14 protein-coding genes are annotated in these 18,862 nt (G+C 73.4%); 13 read left to right on the top strand and 1 reads right to left on the bottom strand.

All coding sequences use genetic code 11. The features are described from left to right. The first annotated feature begins 376 nt into the window (after nucleotides 1-376). From AC0HI0_RS10310 to AC0HI0_RS10270, 9 genes are all read left to right on the top strand, one after another. Nucleotides 377-907, top strand: a complete 531-nt coding sequence (locus AC0HI0_RS10310; RefSeq protein ID WP_480934278.1) for a DUF5987 family protein — start codon at nucleotides 377-379, stop codon at nucleotides 905-907. A gap of 14 nt (nucleotides 908-921) precedes the next feature. Further along, nucleotides 922-2,565, top strand: a complete 1,644-nt coding sequence (locus tag AC0HI0_RS10305; protein WP_480932071.1) for an FAD-dependent oxidoreductase — start codon at nucleotides 922-924, stop codon at nucleotides 2,563-2,565. 64 nt (nucleotides 2,566-2,629) lie between these two features. After that, on the top strand, nucleotides 2,630-3,061 hold the full coding sequence (locus AC0HI0_RS10300) for an SgcJ/EcaC family oxidoreductase (RefSeq protein WP_480932070.1): 432 nt from the start codon (nucleotides 2,630-2,632) through the stop codon (nucleotides 3,059-3,061). 193 nt (nucleotides 3,062-3,254) lie between these two features. Then, nucleotides 3,255-3,533, top strand: a complete 279-nt coding sequence (locus AC0HI0_RS10295) for a hypothetical protein (RefSeq protein WP_480932069.1) — start codon at nucleotides 3,255-3,257, stop codon at nucleotides 3,531-3,533. A gap of 126 nt (nucleotides 3,534-3,659) precedes the next feature. Continuing rightward, nucleotides 3,660-4,787: a thiamine pyrophosphate-dependent enzyme gene (locus AC0HI0_RS10290; protein WP_480932068.1), complete on the top strand. Its 1,128-nt coding sequence runs from the start codon at nucleotides 3,660-3,662 to the stop codon at nucleotides 4,785-4,787. After that, on the top strand, nucleotides 4,784-5,755 hold the full coding sequence (locus AC0HI0_RS10285) for an alpha-ketoacid dehydrogenase subunit beta (RefSeq protein ID WP_480932067.1): 972 nt from the start codon (nucleotides 4,784-4,786) through the stop codon (nucleotides 5,753-5,755). The genes AC0HI0_RS10290 and AC0HI0_RS10285 overlap by 4 nt, the downstream gene beginning before the upstream one ends. Before the next feature lie 3 nt (nucleotides 5,756-5,758). Further along, nucleotides 5,759-6,811 (top strand): dihydrolipoamide acetyltransferase family protein, encoded by a 1,053-nt coding sequence (locus AC0HI0_RS10280; RefSeq protein ID WP_480932066.1) that lies wholly within the window; start codon nucleotides 5,759-5,761, stop codon nucleotides 6,809-6,811. 142 nt (nucleotides 6,812-6,953) lie between these two features. Next, complete coding sequence (locus AC0HI0_RS10275) at nucleotides 6,954-8,153, top strand: cytochrome P450 (protein WP_480932065.1); 1,200 nt, start codon at nucleotides 6,954-6,956, stop codon at nucleotides 8,151-8,153. A 134-nt stretch (nucleotides 8,154-8,287) separates the two neighbouring features. Continuing rightward, complete coding sequence (locus AC0HI0_RS10270; RefSeq protein ID WP_480932064.1) at nucleotides 8,288-9,472, top strand: acyl-CoA dehydrogenase family protein; 1,185 nt, start codon at nucleotides 8,288-8,290, stop codon at nucleotides 9,470-9,472. A 114-nt stretch (nucleotides 9,473-9,586) separates the two neighbouring features. Here AC0HI0_RS10270 and AC0HI0_RS10265 read toward each other — a convergent pair whose 3' ends face one another. After that, complete coding sequence (locus AC0HI0_RS10265) at nucleotides 9,587-10,765, bottom strand: cytochrome P450 (protein ID WP_480932063.1); 1,179 nt, start codon at nucleotides 10,763-10,765, stop codon at nucleotides 9,587-9,589. A 256-nt stretch (nucleotides 10,766-11,021) separates the two neighbouring features. On the opposite strand from AC0HI0_RS10265, the gene AC0HI0_RS10260 reads away from it, so the two are divergent. The 4 genes from AC0HI0_RS10260 to AC0HI0_RS10245 all read left to right on the top strand — a co-directional run bounded on the left by AC0HI0_RS10260 (nucleotide 11,022) and on the right by AC0HI0_RS10245 (nucleotide 18,841). Continuing rightward, nucleotides 11,022-15,776: a type I polyketide synthase gene (locus AC0HI0_RS10260; RefSeq protein WP_480932062.1), complete on the top strand. Its 4,755-nt coding sequence runs from the start codon at nucleotides 11,022-11,024 to the stop codon at nucleotides 15,774-15,776. A 40-nt stretch (nucleotides 15,777-15,816) separates the two neighbouring features. Then, a complete protein-coding gene (locus AC0HI0_RS10255) occupies nucleotides 15,817-16,479 on the top strand; it encodes an O-methyltransferase (RefSeq protein ID WP_480932061.1) in 663 nt (220 codons plus the stop codon). Nucleotides 16,480-16,507: 28 nt separating this feature from the next. Then, nucleotides 16,508-17,161, top strand: a complete 654-nt coding sequence (locus AC0HI0_RS10250) for a DUF899 domain-containing protein (protein ID WP_480932060.1) — start codon at nucleotides 16,508-16,510, stop codon at nucleotides 17,159-17,161. Between the two features lie 123 nt (nucleotides 17,162-17,284). Then, on the top strand, nucleotides 17,285-18,841 hold the full coding sequence (locus AC0HI0_RS10245) for a 4-hydroxyphenylacetate 3-hydroxylase N-terminal domain-containing protein (protein ID WP_480932059.1): 1,557 nt from the start codon (nucleotides 17,285-17,287) through the stop codon (nucleotides 18,839-18,841). The last annotated feature ends 21 nt before the right edge of the window (nucleotides 18,842-18,862 follow it).

Raw genomic sequence — 18,862 nt, 5'->3', positions numbered from 1 at the left:
GGACGATCCGCGGCGGTCAATATAGAGGACCCCTCCGGGCCATTACCCGATCTCCCGCCGGCCGCTCCGGCACCATTCGACCGAGCACCCGCCTTACCGCCGTCGGCCGGAGTCGAATGCTGCATCCAGCGGCGTCCGAGGTGCCCCCGGCAGACCTTCGGGGGCCCGAACCCGGCCCGGCCCGCACATCACGGCACCCTCGGAGAAGCGCCGGACCGGCCGTCGGCGGGACGATGGGATGAACGCTCGGGCGATCATCACGAGTTATTTCGAAGACGCGCCGGACGAGATCTCCGGCGATCCCCGTGAGCATTCTCGCCCGCAGAAGGGAGCTGCCGTGAAATCGGACACCCCGCCGGACCGCGCCATCCGCACGATGACGCTGGAAGCGTTCGCGGACACCATCGTGCCGGGTGCGAAGAGGTCGCCGGAGGATCGCAGCGTGGCCGGGGCCGCGCCCGGCGGCGGTGCCGTGGCCGCGGGCGCGATCGCCTTGTTGGAAACACCGGCCGCCGGTCTGGTGGACGGGTTGGACAGCCTGGCCGCGATGCTCGACGGCCACGCGCGCGAGTACGCCGACCGGGCCGGGGTCGCGCTGGACGGGGACGTCCCGCCGTTCGTCGCGCTGCCGTTCGCGCTGCGCACCGGGCTCGTCGCGGAACTGGTCGCGCCGGGCCACCCGGAGAAGGACGGCTGGGTCGCCCTCGCGCTGTTCAGCAACATGGCCTTCGACACCGGGGCGCACCTGCACACCGCCGAGGCGATGGCGGCGGGCCACCCCGGGCTGCGCGCGATGCGGTTCGCCGAGCCGGACGCCGACCGCCTGTGGCGGTTCCCCGCCTTCTCCTACGGCAGGCCGCTGGCCCGGACCCACCCCGGCACGACGCCGGCCGGCGACCCGGCCTGACGATGGGAGTTTCGATGACGAGCACCGAGAGCACCGACGTGCTGATCGTCGGCAGCGGGTTCGGCGGCGCGATCGCCGCCTACCACCTCGCCGCCGGCGGCGCGAAGGTCGTCGTGCTGGAACGCGGGCCGTGGCTGGAGGGCGAGGACTTCGAGCACGACTTCCTGCTCGGCTCCTCCTACACCCGGATCTTCGACTTCGTGGTGGGCGACGGCATGAGCCTGCTCGGCGGCAACTGCGTGGGCGGTGGCAGCGTGGTCTACTTCGCCGCGATGCCGCGCGCGCCCCGGTTCGTGTTCGAGCGGCAGGGCGGCCTGGGCCGCCGGATGTGGCCCGAGGCGGTCACCCGCGACACCCTGGACCCCTGGTACGACAAGGTGTGCGAGGCCCTGCCGGTGACCCCGCAGACCTGGGACGACGTGACCTACGCGGGCGGGCTGTTCGCCGCCGCGTGCGACCACGCGGGCCGCACCGCCAACCCGGTGCCGGTCGCCATCGACGGCGACCGGTGCACCAACTGCAACTGGATGATGTCCGGCTGCCGGTTCGACGCCAAGCGGTCGCTGCTGCTCAACTACCTGCCGGCCGCCGTCGCGCACGGCGCGCGGATCCGGCCGCTGCACGAGGTGCAGCGGCTCTCGCGCACCGACGACGGCGGCTACCGGGTGGACTACAACGTCGTCCACGACGTCGACTACCGGATGAGCGTGGGCAGCGGCTCGATCGACGCCAAGGTGGTGGTGCTGGCGGCGGGCGCGGGCGCGACCCCGGTCATCCTCCAGCGCTCCGAGGAGACCCTGGGCCGGTTGCCGCACGCGGTCGGCCGGTACTTCTCCGGCAACGGCGAACGGCTCAACACCGCGATCATCGACGAGGACAAGGCCCGCGACCTGCTCGGCCTGCGCCGCGAGGACGGCCTGGCGTACGCGGCCAACCAGATCGGCAAGGGCCCGTGCGTGGCGAGCTGGGACGACCTCGACCCGTCGCGGCCGGAGTTCTCCCGGTTCTGCCTGGAGCAGCTGTACTTCCCGCCCGGCTTCGGCACCATCCTGGCGCAGGTCCCGGACGCGACCGGGCCGACGTGGTTCGGCCCGGAGAAGAAGCGGCTCGTCGAGCAGTGGCAGTCGTGGCTGACCATCTTCGCGATGACCGAGGACGACAACGAAGGTGTCTTCGGCCCGCCGCCGCCCACCGGCAACGCGGTGCGGATCTCGCAGCAGATGCTCGGGCGCGGGTCGATCTCCTACCGGCCCACCGAGAACACGCTGTCCGGGTGGCGGCGGTCGGACGCGGCGGTCAAGGACGTCCTGGAGCGCGACGGCCTGGCCAAGGTCATGCCGTGGACCAACGACGTGGTGGGCGCGTACACCGTGCACCCGCTGGCGTCGTGCCGCATCGGCGACGACCCGGAGACCTCCGCGCTGGACGACCGGCACGAGTTGCGCGGCCACCCGGGCATCTTCGTCACCGACGGCTCGGCCGTGCCGGGCGCGGTCACGGTGAACCCCGCGCTCACCATCGCCGCGCTGGCCGAGCGCGCGATCCCCGGCATCGTCCGGGCGCTGCGCGACCGGGGCGTGGACGTCACCTACGGCGCGCCGTCCCCGGACGGCGAGACCGCCGGGCGCCGCGCCGTGGCGCACCTGGTGCGGGACTGACGCCGGGCCGCCGCGCACCGGCCGTCGCCCAGGATTTTCCCGAGAAGAGCGACAGAGGAGAGGCATGACGACGTCCCACCGGACCACGACTGTCCACACCGGACCGACGAAGGCCGACCAGGCGGCGATCGCCGCGCTCCCGCAGCGCATGGTCGCGGGCTGGGCGGTGCACGACGCGGGGTCCATCGCCGACCTGTTCACCGACGACGGCGTGATGATCCTGCCGGGCCTGTACCGCAAGGGCCGCAACGAGATCCGCGAGTTCTTCGCGAGCGCGTTCGAGGGGCCGTTCCGCGGCACGAAGGTGACCGGTGCGCCGGTCGACCTGCGGCTGTTCGGCGCGGACTTCGCCGTCCTGGTGACGCAGGGCGGCGTGCTCGCGCCGAACGACACCGAGGTCGCCGACGAGCGCGCGATCCGCGCGTCCTGGGTGGCCGTCAAGCAGGACGGCGAGTGGCGGCTGGCCACCTACCAGAACAGTCCCGTCAACGCCTGAGACCGGGGACCGACCCGGCGCGGAAAGGCCGCCCACCGCTCCGGTGGGCGGCCTTTCCGCTGTGCGCAAGGCAGAGGATGCCGGCGGCCCCGGGCGGGTGTGACGATGGTCTCCGGGCGCGGCAACGGCCCGAGGAACGCCGACCGCAGAGGAGGCGCGGCACCGTGGACGAGCCGGGACGTGGTGGCGAATCGTGACGGCGACCATCGACGGCGCACCGGGAATCGGCCTGCCGGAAGCCGGCGCGGCGGAGGTGACGGCGCTGCGCGCGCACGCCGCCGCCGTGGTGCGGGCCGAGTTGCTGCGCCTGCGCGGGAAACTGCCCGCCGTGGACGGCGCGTTGCGCGCGGAGCTGGAGGTGACCGTGCTGCGGGTCGTGGACCACCTGCTGACCACACCGGAACAACGGGTGCGCGTGCCCGGCCGCACGGACCTCTCCGAGGCGCTGCGCGAACTGTTCGCCCTCGCGTGAAACCGGTCGTCTCCTGGGTTGCCGCAACGGGCGCAACGTCGGAGGTGCACGGCCGATCGCGCGGGTGTCAGGCTGGAACGGTCCGCCCGCGCGCCCGGCGGCTCCGCGACCGAAGTGGAGTTCCTGATGACCCTCGTCCCCGCCACCGGCCGCTCCGCGACGCGATCGGGCCGCGCCCCCGACACCGCCGAGCCCGACCCGGTGCAGCTGCTCACCCCCGCCGGCGAACGCGTCGAGCACCCGGACTTCCCCTTGGACATCACCGATTCCGCGATCGCCGACCTGTACCGGGACCTGGTGGTGGTGCGCCGGGTCGACACCCAGGCGCTGGCCCTGGCCCGCCAGGGCGAACTGGCGGTGTGGGCCTCGCTCGCCGGGCAGGAGGCGGCGCAGGTCGGTTCCGGCCGGGCGCTGGCACCGGGCGACATGGCCTTCCCGACCTACCGCGAGCACGGTGTGGCGTGGTGCCGCGGCGTCGACCTGGCCGAGGTGCTCGGCCACTTCCGCGGCGTCTACCACATGGGCTGGGACCCGCGTCGGCACAACTTCCACCTCTACACGATCGTCATCGGCGCACATGCCCTGCACGCCACCGGGTACGCGATGGGCGTGAACCGGGACAGCGGCCGGGACGCGGTGATCGCCTACTTCGGCGACGGCGCGATGAGCCAGGGTGACGTGAACGAGGCGTTCGTGTGGGCGAGCGCGCAGCACGCGCCGGTCGTGTTCTTCTGCCAGAACAACCAGTACGCGATCTCCGAGCACGTGCGCACGCAGTCCACGATCCCGTTGCGCCGCAGGGCGGACGGCTTCGGCTTCCCCGGCGTCCGGGTCGACGGCAACGACGTGCTGGCCTGCCTCGCGGTGACCCGGCAGGCGATGGACCGGGCGCGCGCGGGCGGCGGGCCGTCGCTGGTGGAGGCGTTCACCTACCGGATGGGCGGCCACACCACGACCGACGACCCGACCCGCTACCGGCCGTCGGCGGAAGTCGAGCAGTGGCGGCGGAAAGACCCGGTCGCACGGGTCCGCGCGTACCTGGTGGGCAACGACGCCGTCGACCGGGCGTTCCTCGACGCGGTCGACGCGGAGGCCGCCGACATCGCGGCCGACCTGCGCCGGCGGGTGCTCGCGATGCCGGACCCGGCCGTGGAGTCCATCTGGGACAACACCTACGCCGCCGGGCACCCGGGCGTCGCCGCCGAACGCGCCGGCCACCTGGCCTACCTGGACTCGTTCGAGGACGAGCGGTGACCGCCCTCGCGTTGGGCCGGGCCATCAACGAGGGGCTGCGCCGGGCGCTGGCCGACGACCCCTCGGTGCTGGTGATGGGCGAGGACGTGGGCGCGCTCGGCGGGGTCTTCCGGGTGACCGACGGGCTGCAACGCGAGTTCGGCCCGGACCGGGTGGTGGACACGCCGTTGGGCGAGTCCGGGATCGTCGGCACCGCGATCGGGTTGGCGCTGCGGGGTTTCCGGCCGGTGTGCGAGATCCAGTTCGACGGCTTCGTGTTCCCGGCGTTCAGCCAGATCACCTCCCAGCTGGCCAGGATGCGGTCGCGCTCGCGCGGGCGGCTGGAGCTGCCGGTGGTGATCCGCATCCCCTACGGCGGGGGCATCGGCGCCGCCGAGCACCACGGCGAATCGCCGGAGGCGTACTTCACGCACACCGGCGGGCTGCGGGTGGTGACGTGCGCCAACCCGGCCGACGCGTACGCCATGGTCCGGCGGGCCGTGCAGTGCCCGGACCCGGTGGTCTTCTTCGAGCCCAAGCGGCGGTACTGGGAGAAGGGTCCGGTCGCGCTGGACGAGCCGGTGGACGCCCGGATCGACCGGGCGGTCGTGGTGCGCGAGGGCACCGACGTGACCTTGTTGACCTACGGGCCGAGCGTGGCGACGTGCCTGCTGGCCGCCGAGGCGGACGACGAGCGGTCCGTCCAGGTGGTGGACCTGCGGTCGTTGAACCCGCTGGACGAGGAGACCGTGGTCGCGGCGGTGCGGTCCACCGGGCGTTGCGTGGTCGTGCACGAGGCCCCGGTGTTCGGCGGGTACGGGGCCGAGTTGGCGGCCCGCGTCACGGAGCGGTGCTTCGGCGTGCTGGCCGCCCCGGTGCTGCGGGTGGGCGGCTTCTCGGTGCCCTATCCCCCGTCCCGGTTGGAGGAGCACTACCTGCCCGATCTCGACCGGGTCCTGGACGCGGTCGACCGAACTTACCGGTGGTGACAGGTGGGCGAGCACAGGCAGTTCCGGCTCCCGGACGTCGGCGAGGGCCTCACCGAGGCCGTGGTGGTGGCGTGGCGGGTGAAACCGGGCGACGTGGTCGCGGTCGACCAGGTGGTGGTCGAGGTCGAGACGGCGAAGGCCCTGGTGGAACTGCCGTCGCCGTTCGAGGGCACGGTGGTGGACGTGCTGCACGAGGAGGGCGTCACCGTCGACGTCGGCGCGCCGCTGGTGACCGTCGACGTGGGCGGCGACCCGCTGCTGGTGGGGTACGGGGTGAAGCGGTCCCGGCCCGCGCGGCGTCGGCGCAAGGCCGTGGTGGACCCGGTCGCGGATGCCGGGGTGGACGCCGGGGTGGACGCCGGGGTGGACGAGGAGCGGGTGCGTGCGGGCGGGGTCCGGGCCCGGACGGCGGCGGCGATGGTGCGGTCGGCGTTCACCGCTCCGCACGTGACCACGTGGTTGCAGGTCGACGTGACACCGACCGTCGAGCGGGTGCGGGAGTTGCGGCAGCGGCCCGAGTACGCCGACGTCCGGGTGTCGCCGCTGCTGCTGGTGGCACGGGCCGTGGTGCGGGCCGTGGCGCAACACCGCGAGGTGAACGCGTCCTGGGACGACGAGACCGGCGAGATCGTGCTGAAACGCCGGGTGAACCTCGGGGTGGGCGTGGCGACCGGGCGCGGCCTGCTGGTGCCCAACGTGAAGGACGCGCACACCCTCTCGCTCCCCGAGCTGGCGGGTGCGCTGTCGGGTCTGGTGGAACGTGCGCGGGCGGGCGTCACGGAGCCGCACGAACTCGTCGGCGGCACGCTGACCATCAGCAACCCCGGCGTGTTCGGCACGGACGCCGGCACGCCGATCCTGGTGCCGGGCGAAACGGTGATCCTCGCGGTGGGCCGGATCGCGCAGCGCCCGTGGGCGCACGAAGGCCGGTTGGCACTGCGGCAGGTGGTCACGCTGGCCCTGTCGTTCGACCACCGGGTGATCGACGGCGAGACCGCGTCCCGGTTCCTCTCCGCTGTCGGCGCCGACCTGGAATCCCCGGCGGACCTGGGCTGATCCCGCGTCCCCCGACTGCTCCGAAACGGTGGCGATCCGTTTGTCAAACCACACGATCGCGTACGCCGACCCGGTGGGTGCTGCCATAGCGTTGATCGGCAACACCGTTCGTCCGGGGGGAGGAGCGAGGAGGAGACGCCCTGTGAAGGCTCCGGACCAGGCCACCTGCCCGATCCGCGACTACACGACCTTGCGCCCGCCGGCGCCCGCCATGACCGCTTTCGAGGAGATGGACGAGCACCGGGCGCACGCGCGTCCCGCCCTGCGCACCGAGGACGCGCAGGGCTACCGGGTGTTCACCGACCACGACGCCGTGACCGAGGGGCTGCGCCAGGCCGACCTGTGGTCCAGCGCGGTGGTGTTCCCGTTCGAGCCCGACCCGGACCGGGTGATGGTGCCCATCCAGCTCGACGGCGAGCGGCACACCACCTGGCGGCGGCTGCTGGCCGCGTGGTTCACGCCCGGCCGGGTGCGGGCCCTGCGCGAGGACCAGCGCCGCCTCGCCCGGTCCGTCGTGGACGGTGTGCGGCCGCGCGGCGAGTGCGATTTCGTCGCCGACGTGGCGAAGGTGTTCACCTCGGCGGCGTTCCTGCCGATCATGGGCGTGGCACCGCAGGACGCCGGCCGGTTCCTGGAGTGGACCGACGGCCTGCACTTCCGGGGCGACGACCCCGAGGAAGCCCTGCGGATGCAGCGGAAGGCCGCCGCCGAGATGACCGCCTACCTCGGCGAACTGCTCGACCGCAGCCGCCGGCACCCGGACCCGTCGCGGACCGACATCGTCGCCGCCGCCGCGGGGTGGCGGGTCGACGGCACGCCGCCCTCGACCGAGGACCTGGTGAACTGCCTGATGACGGTGCTGGGCGCGGCGCTGGAGACGACCGCCAGCCAGCTCACCTGGACGGTGTTCCACCTGGCGACCCACCCCGAGGACCGGCGCCGGCTGGTGCGGGACCCGTCGTCGGTGCCGGGGATGGTCGAGGAGAGCATGCGGGTCTACCCCATCGCCACACCGACCCGGCGGGCGACCCGGGACGCCGAGTTCCACGGCTGCCCGGTGCGCGCCGGCGACGTCGCGGTGTTCTCGCTGGCCGCCGCCGGGCGGGACGAACGGGCCTACCCCAAGGCCACCGAGGTCGACCTCGACCGCCGAGGCGCGCGGCACGTGTCGTTCGGCGCGGGCCGGCACACGTGCCTGGGCGCGCACCTGGCCCGGCAGGAGATGGCGCTGCTGCTCCAGGAGTGGCACCGGCTGATCCCCGACTACGAGCCGGCCGAAGCGCCGCGCGAGCGGGCCACGATGATCTGGTCGATCGACGAGTTGCGGCTGCGCTGGGGGTGAAACCCGTTGCGGGGAGCCGATCCCCGCACGCAGCGAGATGCGCGGGCGGCGGCGCGGGTGGGAAGGTCGGGAGGTCCTTCGGGCGGCTCGCGCCGGACCGGCCGCGGTCCCCCGTCTTGGCTCCCTGGGAGGAAATGGTGTTGACCAGCGAGATTCCGACGAAGGAGGACCTCGTCGGCCGTGCGGCGGACCTGGCCCCGCTGCTGCGGGCGAACGCCGCGTGGTCGGAGGAGAACCGGAGGCTGCACGACAAGTCGGTGGACGCCTTGGCCGACGCCGGCGTCTTCCGGCTGCGGGTGCCCCGGCGCTACGGCGGCTACGAGGCCGACACCCGCACCCTGGTCGACGTGGCCACCGAACTCGGCCGCGCGGACGGCTCGGCCGCGTGGACCGCGTCGGTGTACTGGATCCCCACGTGGATGACGTGCCTGTTCCCGGACGCGGTGCAGGACGAGGTGTTCGCCACCCCGGACGCGCGGGTCTGCGGCACGTTGAGCCCGACCGCGACGGCGACCCCGGCCGACGGCGGCGTGGTGGTCAGCGGCAAGTGGGGCTTCATCACCGGGGCGTGGCACAGCCAGTGGCAGGAGGTCATCGCGATCCTGCTGGACCCGGACGGCGAACCGGTTCCGATCATGGCGCTGGTGCCGATGTCGGACCTGACGATCGTGGACGACTGGCACACCGCCGGACTGAAGGGCACGGGCAGCGTCAGCACCGTCGCGGACAACGTCTTCGTGCCGCGCGAACGCGTCCTGCCGCTGGGCGCGGTGGTGCAGGGCGGCCACGCGTCCGCGACCAACGCGGACTCCCCCGTCTACCGCGCTCCCCTGCTGCCCGTCGCGGCCGCGTCGTCGGTCGGGACGGTCGTGGGGTTGGCGAAGGCCGCGCGGGACGCGTTCTTCGAGCGCCTGCCGGGCCGCAAGATCACCTACACCGACTACGACAACCAGAGCGACGCGCCCTTGACCCACCTCCAGGTCGCGGAGGCGACGATGAAGGTGGACGAGGCGCAGTTCCACGCGCACCGGCTCGCGGACCTGGTCGACGCCAAGGGTGTCGACGGGTCGCCGTGGTCGATCGAGGAACGCGCGCTGGCGCGCGCCGACCTGGGCGCGGTGTGCAAGCGCGCCAAGGAGGCGGTGGACATCTTCGCCACGGCCAGCGGCGGTTCGTCGATCTACCGCGACGTGCCGATCCAGCGCATCCACCGGGACGTCGAGGCGGTCAACCTGCACGCCCTGATGCACCCGGACACGAATTCCGAGCTGTACGGCCGCGTGCTGTGCGGTCTGCCGCCGAACACGCTCTACATCTGAGGTGGTCGCGGCGCGGTCCGGGCGGGTTCGCCGTCCGGACCGCGCCGCCGCCCGCTCCCGGGACGACGGGTCGCCCGCCCCGACGTGCGCGGCGGGCGACCCGGTGACGCGGGGTCAGCGCAGGGTGATCACCGTGGGCATCTTGCGGAAGCCCCGGACGGTGCTGCGGTGCACGCGCACCAGGCCGTCCGGGTCGAGGTCGTAGTCCGCCACCCGGTGCACCAGCTCCTCCAGCACGATCCGGCCCACCCGGCGGCCCATCAGGTTGCCCAGGCACAGGTGCGCGCCCCGGCTGAAGCTGAGCAGCTGGCTCGCGTCGCGGGTCAGGTCGAACTCGTCGGCGGCCGGGAACACCTCCGGGTCCCGGTTGGCCGCGCCCATCAGCATCAGCACCTGCGAACCGGCCGGGATCCCCACGCCGTGCAACTCCAGGTCCACTTTGGACTTGCGGATCACCATCTGCACCGGCGAGTCGTAGCGCAGGGTCTCCTCGACCCAGCCGTTGACGTCGCCGGCGAGGGCCGCCTGCTGCTGGTCGGGGTTGCGCCACGCCCAGTACCAGGCGTTGCCGACCAGGTCGACGGTGGTGACCGTGCTGGCCCCGCCGAGCAGGTGCAGGAACGCCAGGATGTCCTGGGTCTCCAGCGGCGCGCCGTCGATCTCGGCGGCGAGCAGGTCGGAGACGAGGTCTTCGGCGGGGTGCCGGCGGCGCTGCTCGACCAGCTCGGCGTAGTACCCGCTCAGCTCCTGGAACGCCTGCATCTGGGCCGGTCCGATGGTGGTGGCGCCGTCGTCGCGGTGCACGGTGCCCTCCAGCAGGCGCTGCACCAGCGGCCGGTCGGCCTTGGGCACGCCGACGATGATGCCCAGCGCGTCCATCGGGATCGGGTAGATCACGTCCTGCATGACGTCGAAGGTGCCGCGCTCGGCGGCGGCCGCCACGGCCTGCCGGGTGAGGTCGCGGACCTGCTCCTCCAGCCGGCCGATCGCGCGCGGCGAGAAGCTGCCGGAGATCAGCCGCCGCCACGGCGCGTGGTCGGGCGGGTCCATCGCGACGATGGAGTGGTGCCGGGCCGAGTCGGGCTTCCAGTACTCGCGCTCCATCAGCGGACCGTTCTCGTTGGAGAACCGGTCGGAGTCGCGCAGCGCGGCCGCGACGTCGGCGTGCCGGGACAGCGCGAAGAAGTCCAGCTTCTCGTTGTAGTACACCGGCGCTTCCGCCCGCAGCCGGGCGTAGTACGGGTAGGGGTCCTCCTGCACGTCATAGTCCAGGGGGTTGTACTCCAGGTCCATCGGGACTCCTTCGGTGCGTCTCGGATCCGCGCGACGTGGTTCCCTCCCGCCACCTTTCCGCGTCGCGCGCCGCGCGGCACCTCCGTGGTTGCGGTCCTGGGCCGGATTCCGCGCACGCTGGAAGATGCGCGGGGCACCGCGCCGCCGGCAGCATTCCGGAGGTGCGACGACACCCGGCAGGAGCAGCCGCCGCGGACCGCTGGGTCCGCAGTGGACGGTGCGACGCGGTCCGGGCGGGGCGCGGCGGGGAGCGGACATGAGCGAGCCGATCGCGGTGGTCGGTGTCGGGTGCCGCTTCCCGGGCGGCGCGGACACCCCCGAGGCGTTCTGGGACCTCGTCGTCGCGGGCCGGGACACGTCCGGACCCGCGCCCGCGCAGCGCTGGGACTGGTACCGGGATTTGAGCCCGGCGCACGAGTCGGCGGTGCGGCGCACCACCGCGCGCGGCAGCTTCCTGGACGACGTGGCCGGGTTCGACGCGGCGTTCTTCGGCCTGTCGGGCCGCGAAGCCGAGCTGATGGACCCGCAGCAGCGGTTGCTGCTGGAGACGGCCTGGGAGGCGCTGGAGCACGCGGGCGTCCCGCCGCACTCGCTGGCGGGCACCGACACCGGCGTCTACGTGGGGTTCTGCACCGCCGACTACGGCCGCCGGCTGCTGGAGGACCTGCCCGGCATCGAGGCGTGGACCGGGATCGGCGCGGCGGGCTGCGCGCTGGCCGACCGGATCGCGCACGCGCTGGACCTGCGCGGCCCGAGCCTGGCCGTGGACACCGCGTGCTCGGCGTCGCTGGTCTCGCTGCACCTGGCGTGCCAGGGTTTGCGGGCGGGCGACTGCTCGACCGCCTTGGCGGGCGGGGTGAACCTGGTGGTGTCGCCGGGCGAGACGCTGTCGTTGGACGCGGCGGGCGCGCTGTCCCCGGACGGCCGCAGCAAGCCGTTCGACGTCGACGCGGACGGCTACGGGCGCGGCGAGGGCTGCGGGGTGCTGGTGCTGCGGCGGCTGTCGGACGCGCGGCGCGCGGGTGACCGGGTGCTCGCGGTGGTCCGGGGCAGCGCGGTCCGCCAGGACGGCCGGACCGAGGGCATCATGGCCCCGTCCGGCGCGGCGCAGGAGCAGGTGATGCGGCGGGCGTGCGCGAACGCGGGCGTCGACCCGCTGACGGTGGGGTTCGTCGAGGCGCACGGCACCGGCACGCGACTGGGCGATCCCGCCGAGGTGGCGGCGTTGAGCGCGGTGTACGGCCGGGACGAGCCGTGCCCGATCGGTTCGGTGAAGGGCAACATCGGCCACCTGGAGGGCGCGGCCGGGGTGGCGAGCGTGGTCAAGGCGGTGCTCGCGCTGCGACGCGCGGTGGTGCCGCCGGGGCGGGTGCGGCGGCTCGACCCCGACATCGCCTGGGGCGCCAACGGGTTGCGCGTGGCGACGCGGGCCGAGCCGTGGACCGGAGGCCCGCGCCGCGCGGCGGTGTCGGGTTTCGGGTACGGCGGGGCGATCGCGCACGTGGTCCTGGAGCAGGCCCCCGACCGGGAGCCGGTCGTGGTCGATCCGGACGTGCCAGGGGTGTACCCGCTGTCGGCGAACTCGCCCGAAGCGCTCGCGGAGGCGGCGGGCCGGTTGGAACGGCGGCTGGCCGACGACGTGCCGCTGGCGTCGGTGGGGCACACGCTGGCGCTGCGCCGCTCGCACCTGGCGCACCGGGCGGTCGTGCCCGCGACCGGGCGGGAGGACCTGCGTGCGCGGCTGCGGGTGCTGGCCAACGGGCAGGCCGTGGACGGCGTGGTGACCGGACGTCCGGTGGACGGCCCCGGTCCGGTGTTCGTGTTCTCCGGCCACGGGGCGCAGTGGTCCGGGATGGGGCGCGGGCTGCTCGACGGCGAGCCCGCGTTCGGTGCGGCGCTGGACGAGATCGAGCCGGTGTACCGGCGGGAGATGGGGTTCTCGCCCCGGGAGGCGTTGCGGGACGGGGATCTCGGCGACGTGGCGCGCACCCAGGCGTTGATCTTCGCGGTGCAGCTGGGTCTCACGGCGGTGTGGCGGTCCTACGGCGTCACGCCCGCCGCGGTGATCGGGCATTCGGTCGGCGAGGTCGCGGCGGCGGTCGCGTGCGGCGGCCTGGACCCGGTCGACGCGGCCCGGCTGATCTGCCGCCGGTCGCAGTTGTTGCGGCGGGTCGCGGGCCGGGGCGCGATGGCGTTGGTGGGGTTGGATTCCGCCGAGGTCACGCGCCGGCTGGCGGGCCGTGGTGACGTGGTGGTCGCGATCATCCCGTCGCCGTCGTCCACGGTGGTGTCCGGCGAGCCGGCGGCCGTGGCGGAGTTCGTGGCGGGGTGCGGTGACGCCGTGGTGCGCGAGGTCGCGTCGGACGTGGCGTTCCACAGCCCGCACATGGAGCCCTTGTCGGCGGATCTCAGGGCGGTGGACGTGCTCCCCCGCGAGCCGGTGATCCCGTTGTACCGCACGGCGATCGCCGATCCGCGTTCGCGGGTGGCGTTGGACTCGGACTACTGGGCGCGGAACCTGCGCGACCCGGTGCGGTTGGGTTCGGCGGTGGTGGCTGCGGCAGAGGACGGGTACCGGGTCTTCCTGGAGGTCTCCGCGCACCCGGTCGTCGCGCATTCGGTCACCGAGTGCCTGGCCGGGGTGGACGAGGACACGGCGGTCGGCTGGACGTTGCGCCGCGACCGCCCGGACCACCGCGAGTTCTTGTCGGCGCTGGGCCAGGCGCACTGCCACGGCGTTGCGGTCGACTGGGCCCGGGTGCACCCGGCGGGCGAACTGGTGACGCTGCCGCCCGTGGCGTGGCAGCACCGGTCGCATTGGCGCACACCGGAACCCGTCACGGGGACGCGTGGCCACGACGTCGCCGCGCACACGTTGTTGGGTTCGCGGACCGCGGTGGCGGGCAGCGACGTGACGACGTGGCGGACCTGGCTCGACGACGCCAACCGGCCCTATCCCGGCAGTCACGCCGTGGGCGGCACGGAGGTGGTGCCGGCGGCGGTGCTGGCTCAGACCTTCCTGGACGCCTGCGGTGGCACCGCCCTCGCCGACGTGGTGCTGCGGCAGCCGTTGCTGACCGCGCAACGCCGTGAGCTGCAAGTGGTGCGCGACGGGCGGCGGCTGCGGCTGGCGTCCCGGACGGACGCGGACTGGACCGTGCACGCCGAAGCCGACGTGCCGACCGCACCGCCGGTACGACCGCTGCGGCCGGTGCCCTCCGGTTCGGGGCCGGCACCCGTGGACGTCGATCTCGTGCGGCGCAGGCTGGCCGCTGTCGGCGTGCCGTCCACCGGCTTCGACTGGACGATCGAGCGTTTGGCGGCGGGCGCGGGGCGGCTGCGCGCCGACGTGCGCACCGCTGCCGGTTCGACGTGGGCCCCGGTGTTGGACGCGGTGACGACCGTCGCGCCGGCGGCGTTCGAGGGTGAGCCCGAGTTGCGGATGGTGGTGCGCGCGGACCGCCTGGAGGTGGTCGGCGCGCCGCCGGAAGCGTTCACCGTGGAGGTGACGCCGGCCGGGCCGGACACCGTCGACGCGGTGGTGTCGGCGGACGGCGTGGTCGTGGCGGTGGCCGACGGGTTGCGCTACCCCGTGATCGGACGGGCGGGCCGGTCGGCGCACCGCCTGGTCTGGCAGCCGCTGGACCTGCCCGCACCTCGGGACGGCCACCGGGTCGTGCTGGTCGGGCCGCACTCGGACACCGTGCGGATCGGTCTGGACGCGGCCGGAATCCCGTGGCACGCCGTGGAAAGCCCGGCCGATCCGGGCACGCTCGACGGCGTCACGGATGTCGTGGTGGTACCCGACCCGGAGCGGCCCGCGCACACCGTCCTGGCCGATGTCGCGGCGGCGGCCAAGGGTGTCGCGCGGGTGTGGTGCGTGACGGAGGGCGTGCGGGAGTGCGCCGACGAGGCCCGCCTGGCGCAGACCCCGTTGTGGGGCTTGGCTCGCGCGCTGCGCGCCGAGCAGCCCGTGACGGTCCTCGACGTCGACCCGCACGGCCTGTGGACGGCGCTGTTGCCGTCGTTGCTGGGTGCCGACCTGCCGGAGCCCGTGGTGGCGCTTCGCGACGCGTCCGCCGCCGCGCCCCGGCTGGTTCCCGCGCCCGCCCGCGCGTCGACGCCGTGCCGGCCGGACGGCACGTACCTGGTCACGGGCGGTCTCGGCGACGTGGGCCTGGCCGCGACGCGGGAACTGGTGACGCGCGGCGCGCGGCGGATCGTGCTGGTGGACGACGACATCCTCCCGCCACGCCGGGAGTGGGACGACGTGGCGGGCGCCGCCGGCAAGCGGCCGGTCGACGTGATCCGGTGGTGCGAGGAGCGCGGCGTCACCGTTCGAGTGGCGGAAACCCCTGCGCCCGTTGACGATCTGCCGCCCGTTCGCGGTGTCGTCCACGTCGACGGGGACGCGCTGGGCCTGCACTCCCTGTTCCCGCCCGGTAGTCTGGACTTCCTGGTCCTGTGCACGCCCGGCAACGCGGTGCTCGCGCCCGGCCCGGTCGAGGCGGCCGTGACCGGTGCGGAGCACGAAGGGCTGGCGGCGCTCCGCGCGGGCGACACCACCGTGCTGACGTGGTCCGGTGTCACCGCCGAGGAGGCGCTGTCCGCCTGGGACGGGCCGGGTTTCACCGCCGTCGTGCCCGACGCGGAGGACGTTCCCGAGTGCTACCGCACGCCGGACGCCGCGGCGGACCGGGACGACCGGCACGCCGAGGTGGTGCCGGAGGAGTTGCGGGAGCACGTGCTCCGCGAGGTCGGCGTCCAGGTCGCCGCCGAGATGAGGCTCGCGGAGGACCGCCTCGACCACCGCAGACCGTTGGTGGAGCAGGGTCTGGACTCGGTGATGGGCGTGCTGGTCCGCCGCCGGCTGGAGCGGCGGTTCGGGCACGACCTGCCGGCGGTCCTGCTGTGGCGGCGGCCGACCGTCGCGGCCATCGCCGACCACCTGGTGGGCCTGTTGCGCACGGGTGGCGACGCGCCGCCGGACACCGCGGCGGGCGCGGCCTGACGCCGGTCCACCCTCGACCACGACACCCCGGGCGGGATCGATGAGACTGGAACTGACCATGACGGAGGCGTTGCACGACTACGTCACCGCGATATCGCCGCCGGAGCCCGAGCCGCTGCGCGCGGTGCGCGAGGAGGCCGGCTACCTCGGTGCCGGGATGATGCAGGTCCCGCCGCAGGAAGCCCGGTTCCTGACCACCCTGGTCAAGGCGGTGGGCGCGCGCCGGACGCTGGAGGTCGGCGTGTTCACCGGCTACAGCCTGCTGGCCACGGTGCTCGCGCTGCCGCCGGAGGGCCGGGTGGTCGCGCTGGACATCAGCGAGGAGTGGACGTCCCTGGCGATGGCGCACTGCCGGCGCGCGGGCGTGGCCCACCAGGTGGACCTGCGCATCGGCGACGCCCGCGAGACGTTGGCGGCGCTGGTCGCCGAGGACGGCGCGGCCGGGTCGTTCGACTTCGCGTTCATCGACGCGAACAAGGAAGGCTACGCCGACTACTTCGACGGCGCGCTGGCCCTGCTGCGGCCCGGTGGCGTGATCGTGGTCGACAACGTGCTGTGGCACGGCGCGGTGGCCGATCCGGGCGCGACGGACTCCGAGACGGTGGCCGTGCGGGACTTCAACGACCGGGTCCGGCGGGACGACCGCGTCGACTACGCCGTGCTGCCGGTGGCCGACGGGATGACCGTGGCGGTCAAGCGGTGAGCGCGCGACAGCGAGGAGAGGAGAGGGCATGACGTCGATCAAGGCGGTGACCCGCGAGGAGTGGGCCGCCGCGCGCAAGGAGCTGTACGACCGCGAGGCCGAGCTGATCCGGGTGCGGGACGAGGTGAGCGAGCAGCGCCGCGCCCTGCCCGGGGTGCTGGTGGAGCGGGACTACGCGTTCGCCTCCGAGGACGGGGAGCGGCGGCTGACCGATCTGTTCGACGGCCGCCGGCAGCTGATCGTCTACCACTACATGGTCCCGATGGAGACCGGGAAGTTCTGCACGTCCTGCGCGTTCTGGATCGACAACGTCGGCCACCTGGCGCACCTGTGGGCCCGCGACACCAGCTTCGTGGTGGACTGCCCGGTGCCGTTGGCGGAGGGCGTGGCGTTCAAGGACCGGATGGGCTGGCAGGTGCCGTGGGTGTCGTCCCACAGCACGTCGTTCTACCAGGACCACTTCGTGGACTTCGCGGACGGCGAGCGGATCCAGCCCGGCGTGAGCGTGTACGTCCGCGACGACGACGGCCGCGTGTACCGCACCTACTCGACGTTGATCACCGGCGGCGAGATGTTGAACTCCACCTACCACTACCTCGACCTGACCCCGTTGGGGCGGCAGGAGGAGGGCCTGGGGTTCAAGCACGACTGGGTGCGCTACCACGACGAGTACGACCGCTGAGCACCGCCACTGGGCACGCCAACTGTGCACAACCCACTGGCACACCCACTGGGCAAGCCAAGTGGGTACCACCGCCGGGCCTGGCCCGCGAGCCGGTGCCTCCCGGGGAAGGGATCGAGAGCTGTGGCCGAGCGACCAACGCGGCAGACCCGCCCGCTGACCGGCGAGGAGTACCTGGCCGGTCTGCGCGACGGCCGGGAGATCTACCTGTACGGCGACCGCGTCAAGGACGTCACCGAGCACGCGGCGTTCCGCAACCCGGCGCGGATGACCGCCCGGCTCTACGACGCCCTGCACGACCCGGCGCTCAAGGGCGTGCTGACCCGGCCCACCGACACCGGCAGCGACGGCTACACCCACCCGTTCTTCACCACCCCGCGCAGCGTGGACGACCTGGTCGCCGACCAGCGGGCGATCGCCGAGTGGGCCAGGATGAGCTACGGGTGGATGGGCCGCAGCCCGGACTACAAGGCGTCCTTCCTGGGCACGCTCGGCGCGAACGCCGAGTTCTACGCGCCGTTCGAGGACAACGCCCGGCGCTGGTACCGGGAGTCGCAGGAGAAGGTGCTGTTCTGGAACCACGCCATCGTGCACCCGCCGGTGGACCGCGACCGGCCCGCCGACGAGGTGTCGGACGTGTTCGTGCACGTCGAGCGGGAGACCGACGCCGGGCTGGTGGTCAGCGGCGCGAAGGTGGTCGCGACCGGGTCGGCGCTGACCCACTACAACTTCGTGGCGCACTGGGGCCTGCCGATCAAGGACAAGCGGTTCGCGCTGGTGGCCACGGTGCCGATGAACGCGCCGGGCGTGAAGCTGATCTGCCGCACCTCCTACAGCGCGAACGCGGCGGTGACCGGGCGGCCGTTCGACTACCCGCTGTCGTCCCGGCTGGACGAGAACGACACGATCCTGGTGCTGGACAAGGCGTTGATCCCGTGGGAGAACGTGTTCATCTACGGCAGCATCGGCAAGGTCCAGGCGTTCACCGGGCAGTCCGGGTTCAACGAGCGCACCACGTTCCACGGCTGCGTGCGGCTCGCGGTGAAGCTGGAGTTCATCGCCGGGCTGCTGGCGCGGGCGCTGGAGATCACCGGGGCGCGCGACTTCCGCGGCATCGAGACCCGGCTGGGCGAGGTGCTGGCGTGGCGCAACCTGTTCTGGGGGCTGTCCGACGCGTCCGCGCGCAACCCGTTGCCGTGGCGCGACGGCGCGTTGCTGCCCAACCCGGACTACGGCATGGCCTACCGGTGGTTCATGCAGCTCGGGTACTCGCGGGTGCGGGAGATCGTGCTCCAGGACGTGGCGAGCGGGCTGATCTACGTCAACTCCAGCGCGGACGACTTCAAGAACGAAGACCTGCGGCCGTACCTGGACAAGTACCTGCGCGGGTCCAACGGCGTCGAGGCCGTGGACCGCGCCAAGGTGATGAAGCTGTTGTGGGACACGGTCGGCACGGAGTTCGCCGGGCGGCACGAACTCTACGAGCGCAACTACTCCGGCAACCACGAGAACGTCCGGATCGAACTGCTCAACGCCCAGGTGTCGTCCGGGAAGCTGGCCGGCTACCAGGAGTTCGTCGACCAGTGCCTGTCCGAGTACGACCTGGACGGCTGGACGGTGCCGGACCTGACCTCGGTCGCCGACCTCTCCCACATCCGCGACGACATGGTCGACGGCTGACCACACACGACACGGGAGTGC

The organism is Saccharothrix sp. NBAS 001 (assembly GCF_056640475.1).
This window is presented reverse-complemented; position numbering and strand designations above follow the sequence as displayed.

Excerpts from the sequence above, each read along its gene's own strand:
- AC0HI0_RS10310 (WP_480934278.1), top strand. The coding sequence starts at position 377 with ATGACGCTGGAAGCGTTCGCGGACACCATCGTGCCGGGTGCGAAGAGG.
- AC0HI0_RS10305 (WP_480932071.1), top strand. The coding sequence starts at position 922 with ATGACGAGCACCGAGAGCACCGACGTGCTGATCGTCGGCAGCGGGTTC.
- AC0HI0_RS10300 (WP_480932070.1), top strand. The coding sequence starts at position 2,630 with ATGACGACGTCCCACCGGACCACGACTGTCCACACCGGACCGACGAAG.
- AC0HI0_RS10290 (WP_480932068.1), top strand. The coding sequence starts at position 3,660 with ATGACCCTCGTCCCCGCCACCGGCCGCTCCGCGACGCGATCGGGCCGC.
- AC0HI0_RS10270 (WP_480932064.1), top strand. The coding sequence starts at position 8,288 with ATGGTGTTGACCAGCGAGATTCCGACGAAGGAGGACCTCGTCGGCCGT.
- AC0HI0_RS10265 (WP_480932063.1), bottom strand. The coding sequence starts at position 10,765 with ATGGACCTGGAGTACAACCCCCTGGACTATGACGTGCAGGAGGACCCC.
- AC0HI0_RS10260 (WP_480932062.1), top strand. The coding sequence starts at position 11,022 with ATGAGCGAGCCGATCGCGGTGGTCGGTGTCGGGTGCCGCTTCCCGGGC.
- AC0HI0_RS10255 (WP_480932061.1), top strand. The coding sequence starts at position 15,817 with ATGAGACTGGAACTGACCATGACGGAGGCGTTGCACGACTACGTCACC.
- AC0HI0_RS10250 (WP_480932060.1), top strand. The coding sequence starts at position 16,508 with ATGACGTCGATCAAGGCGGTGACCCGCGAGGAGTGGGCCGCCGCGCGC.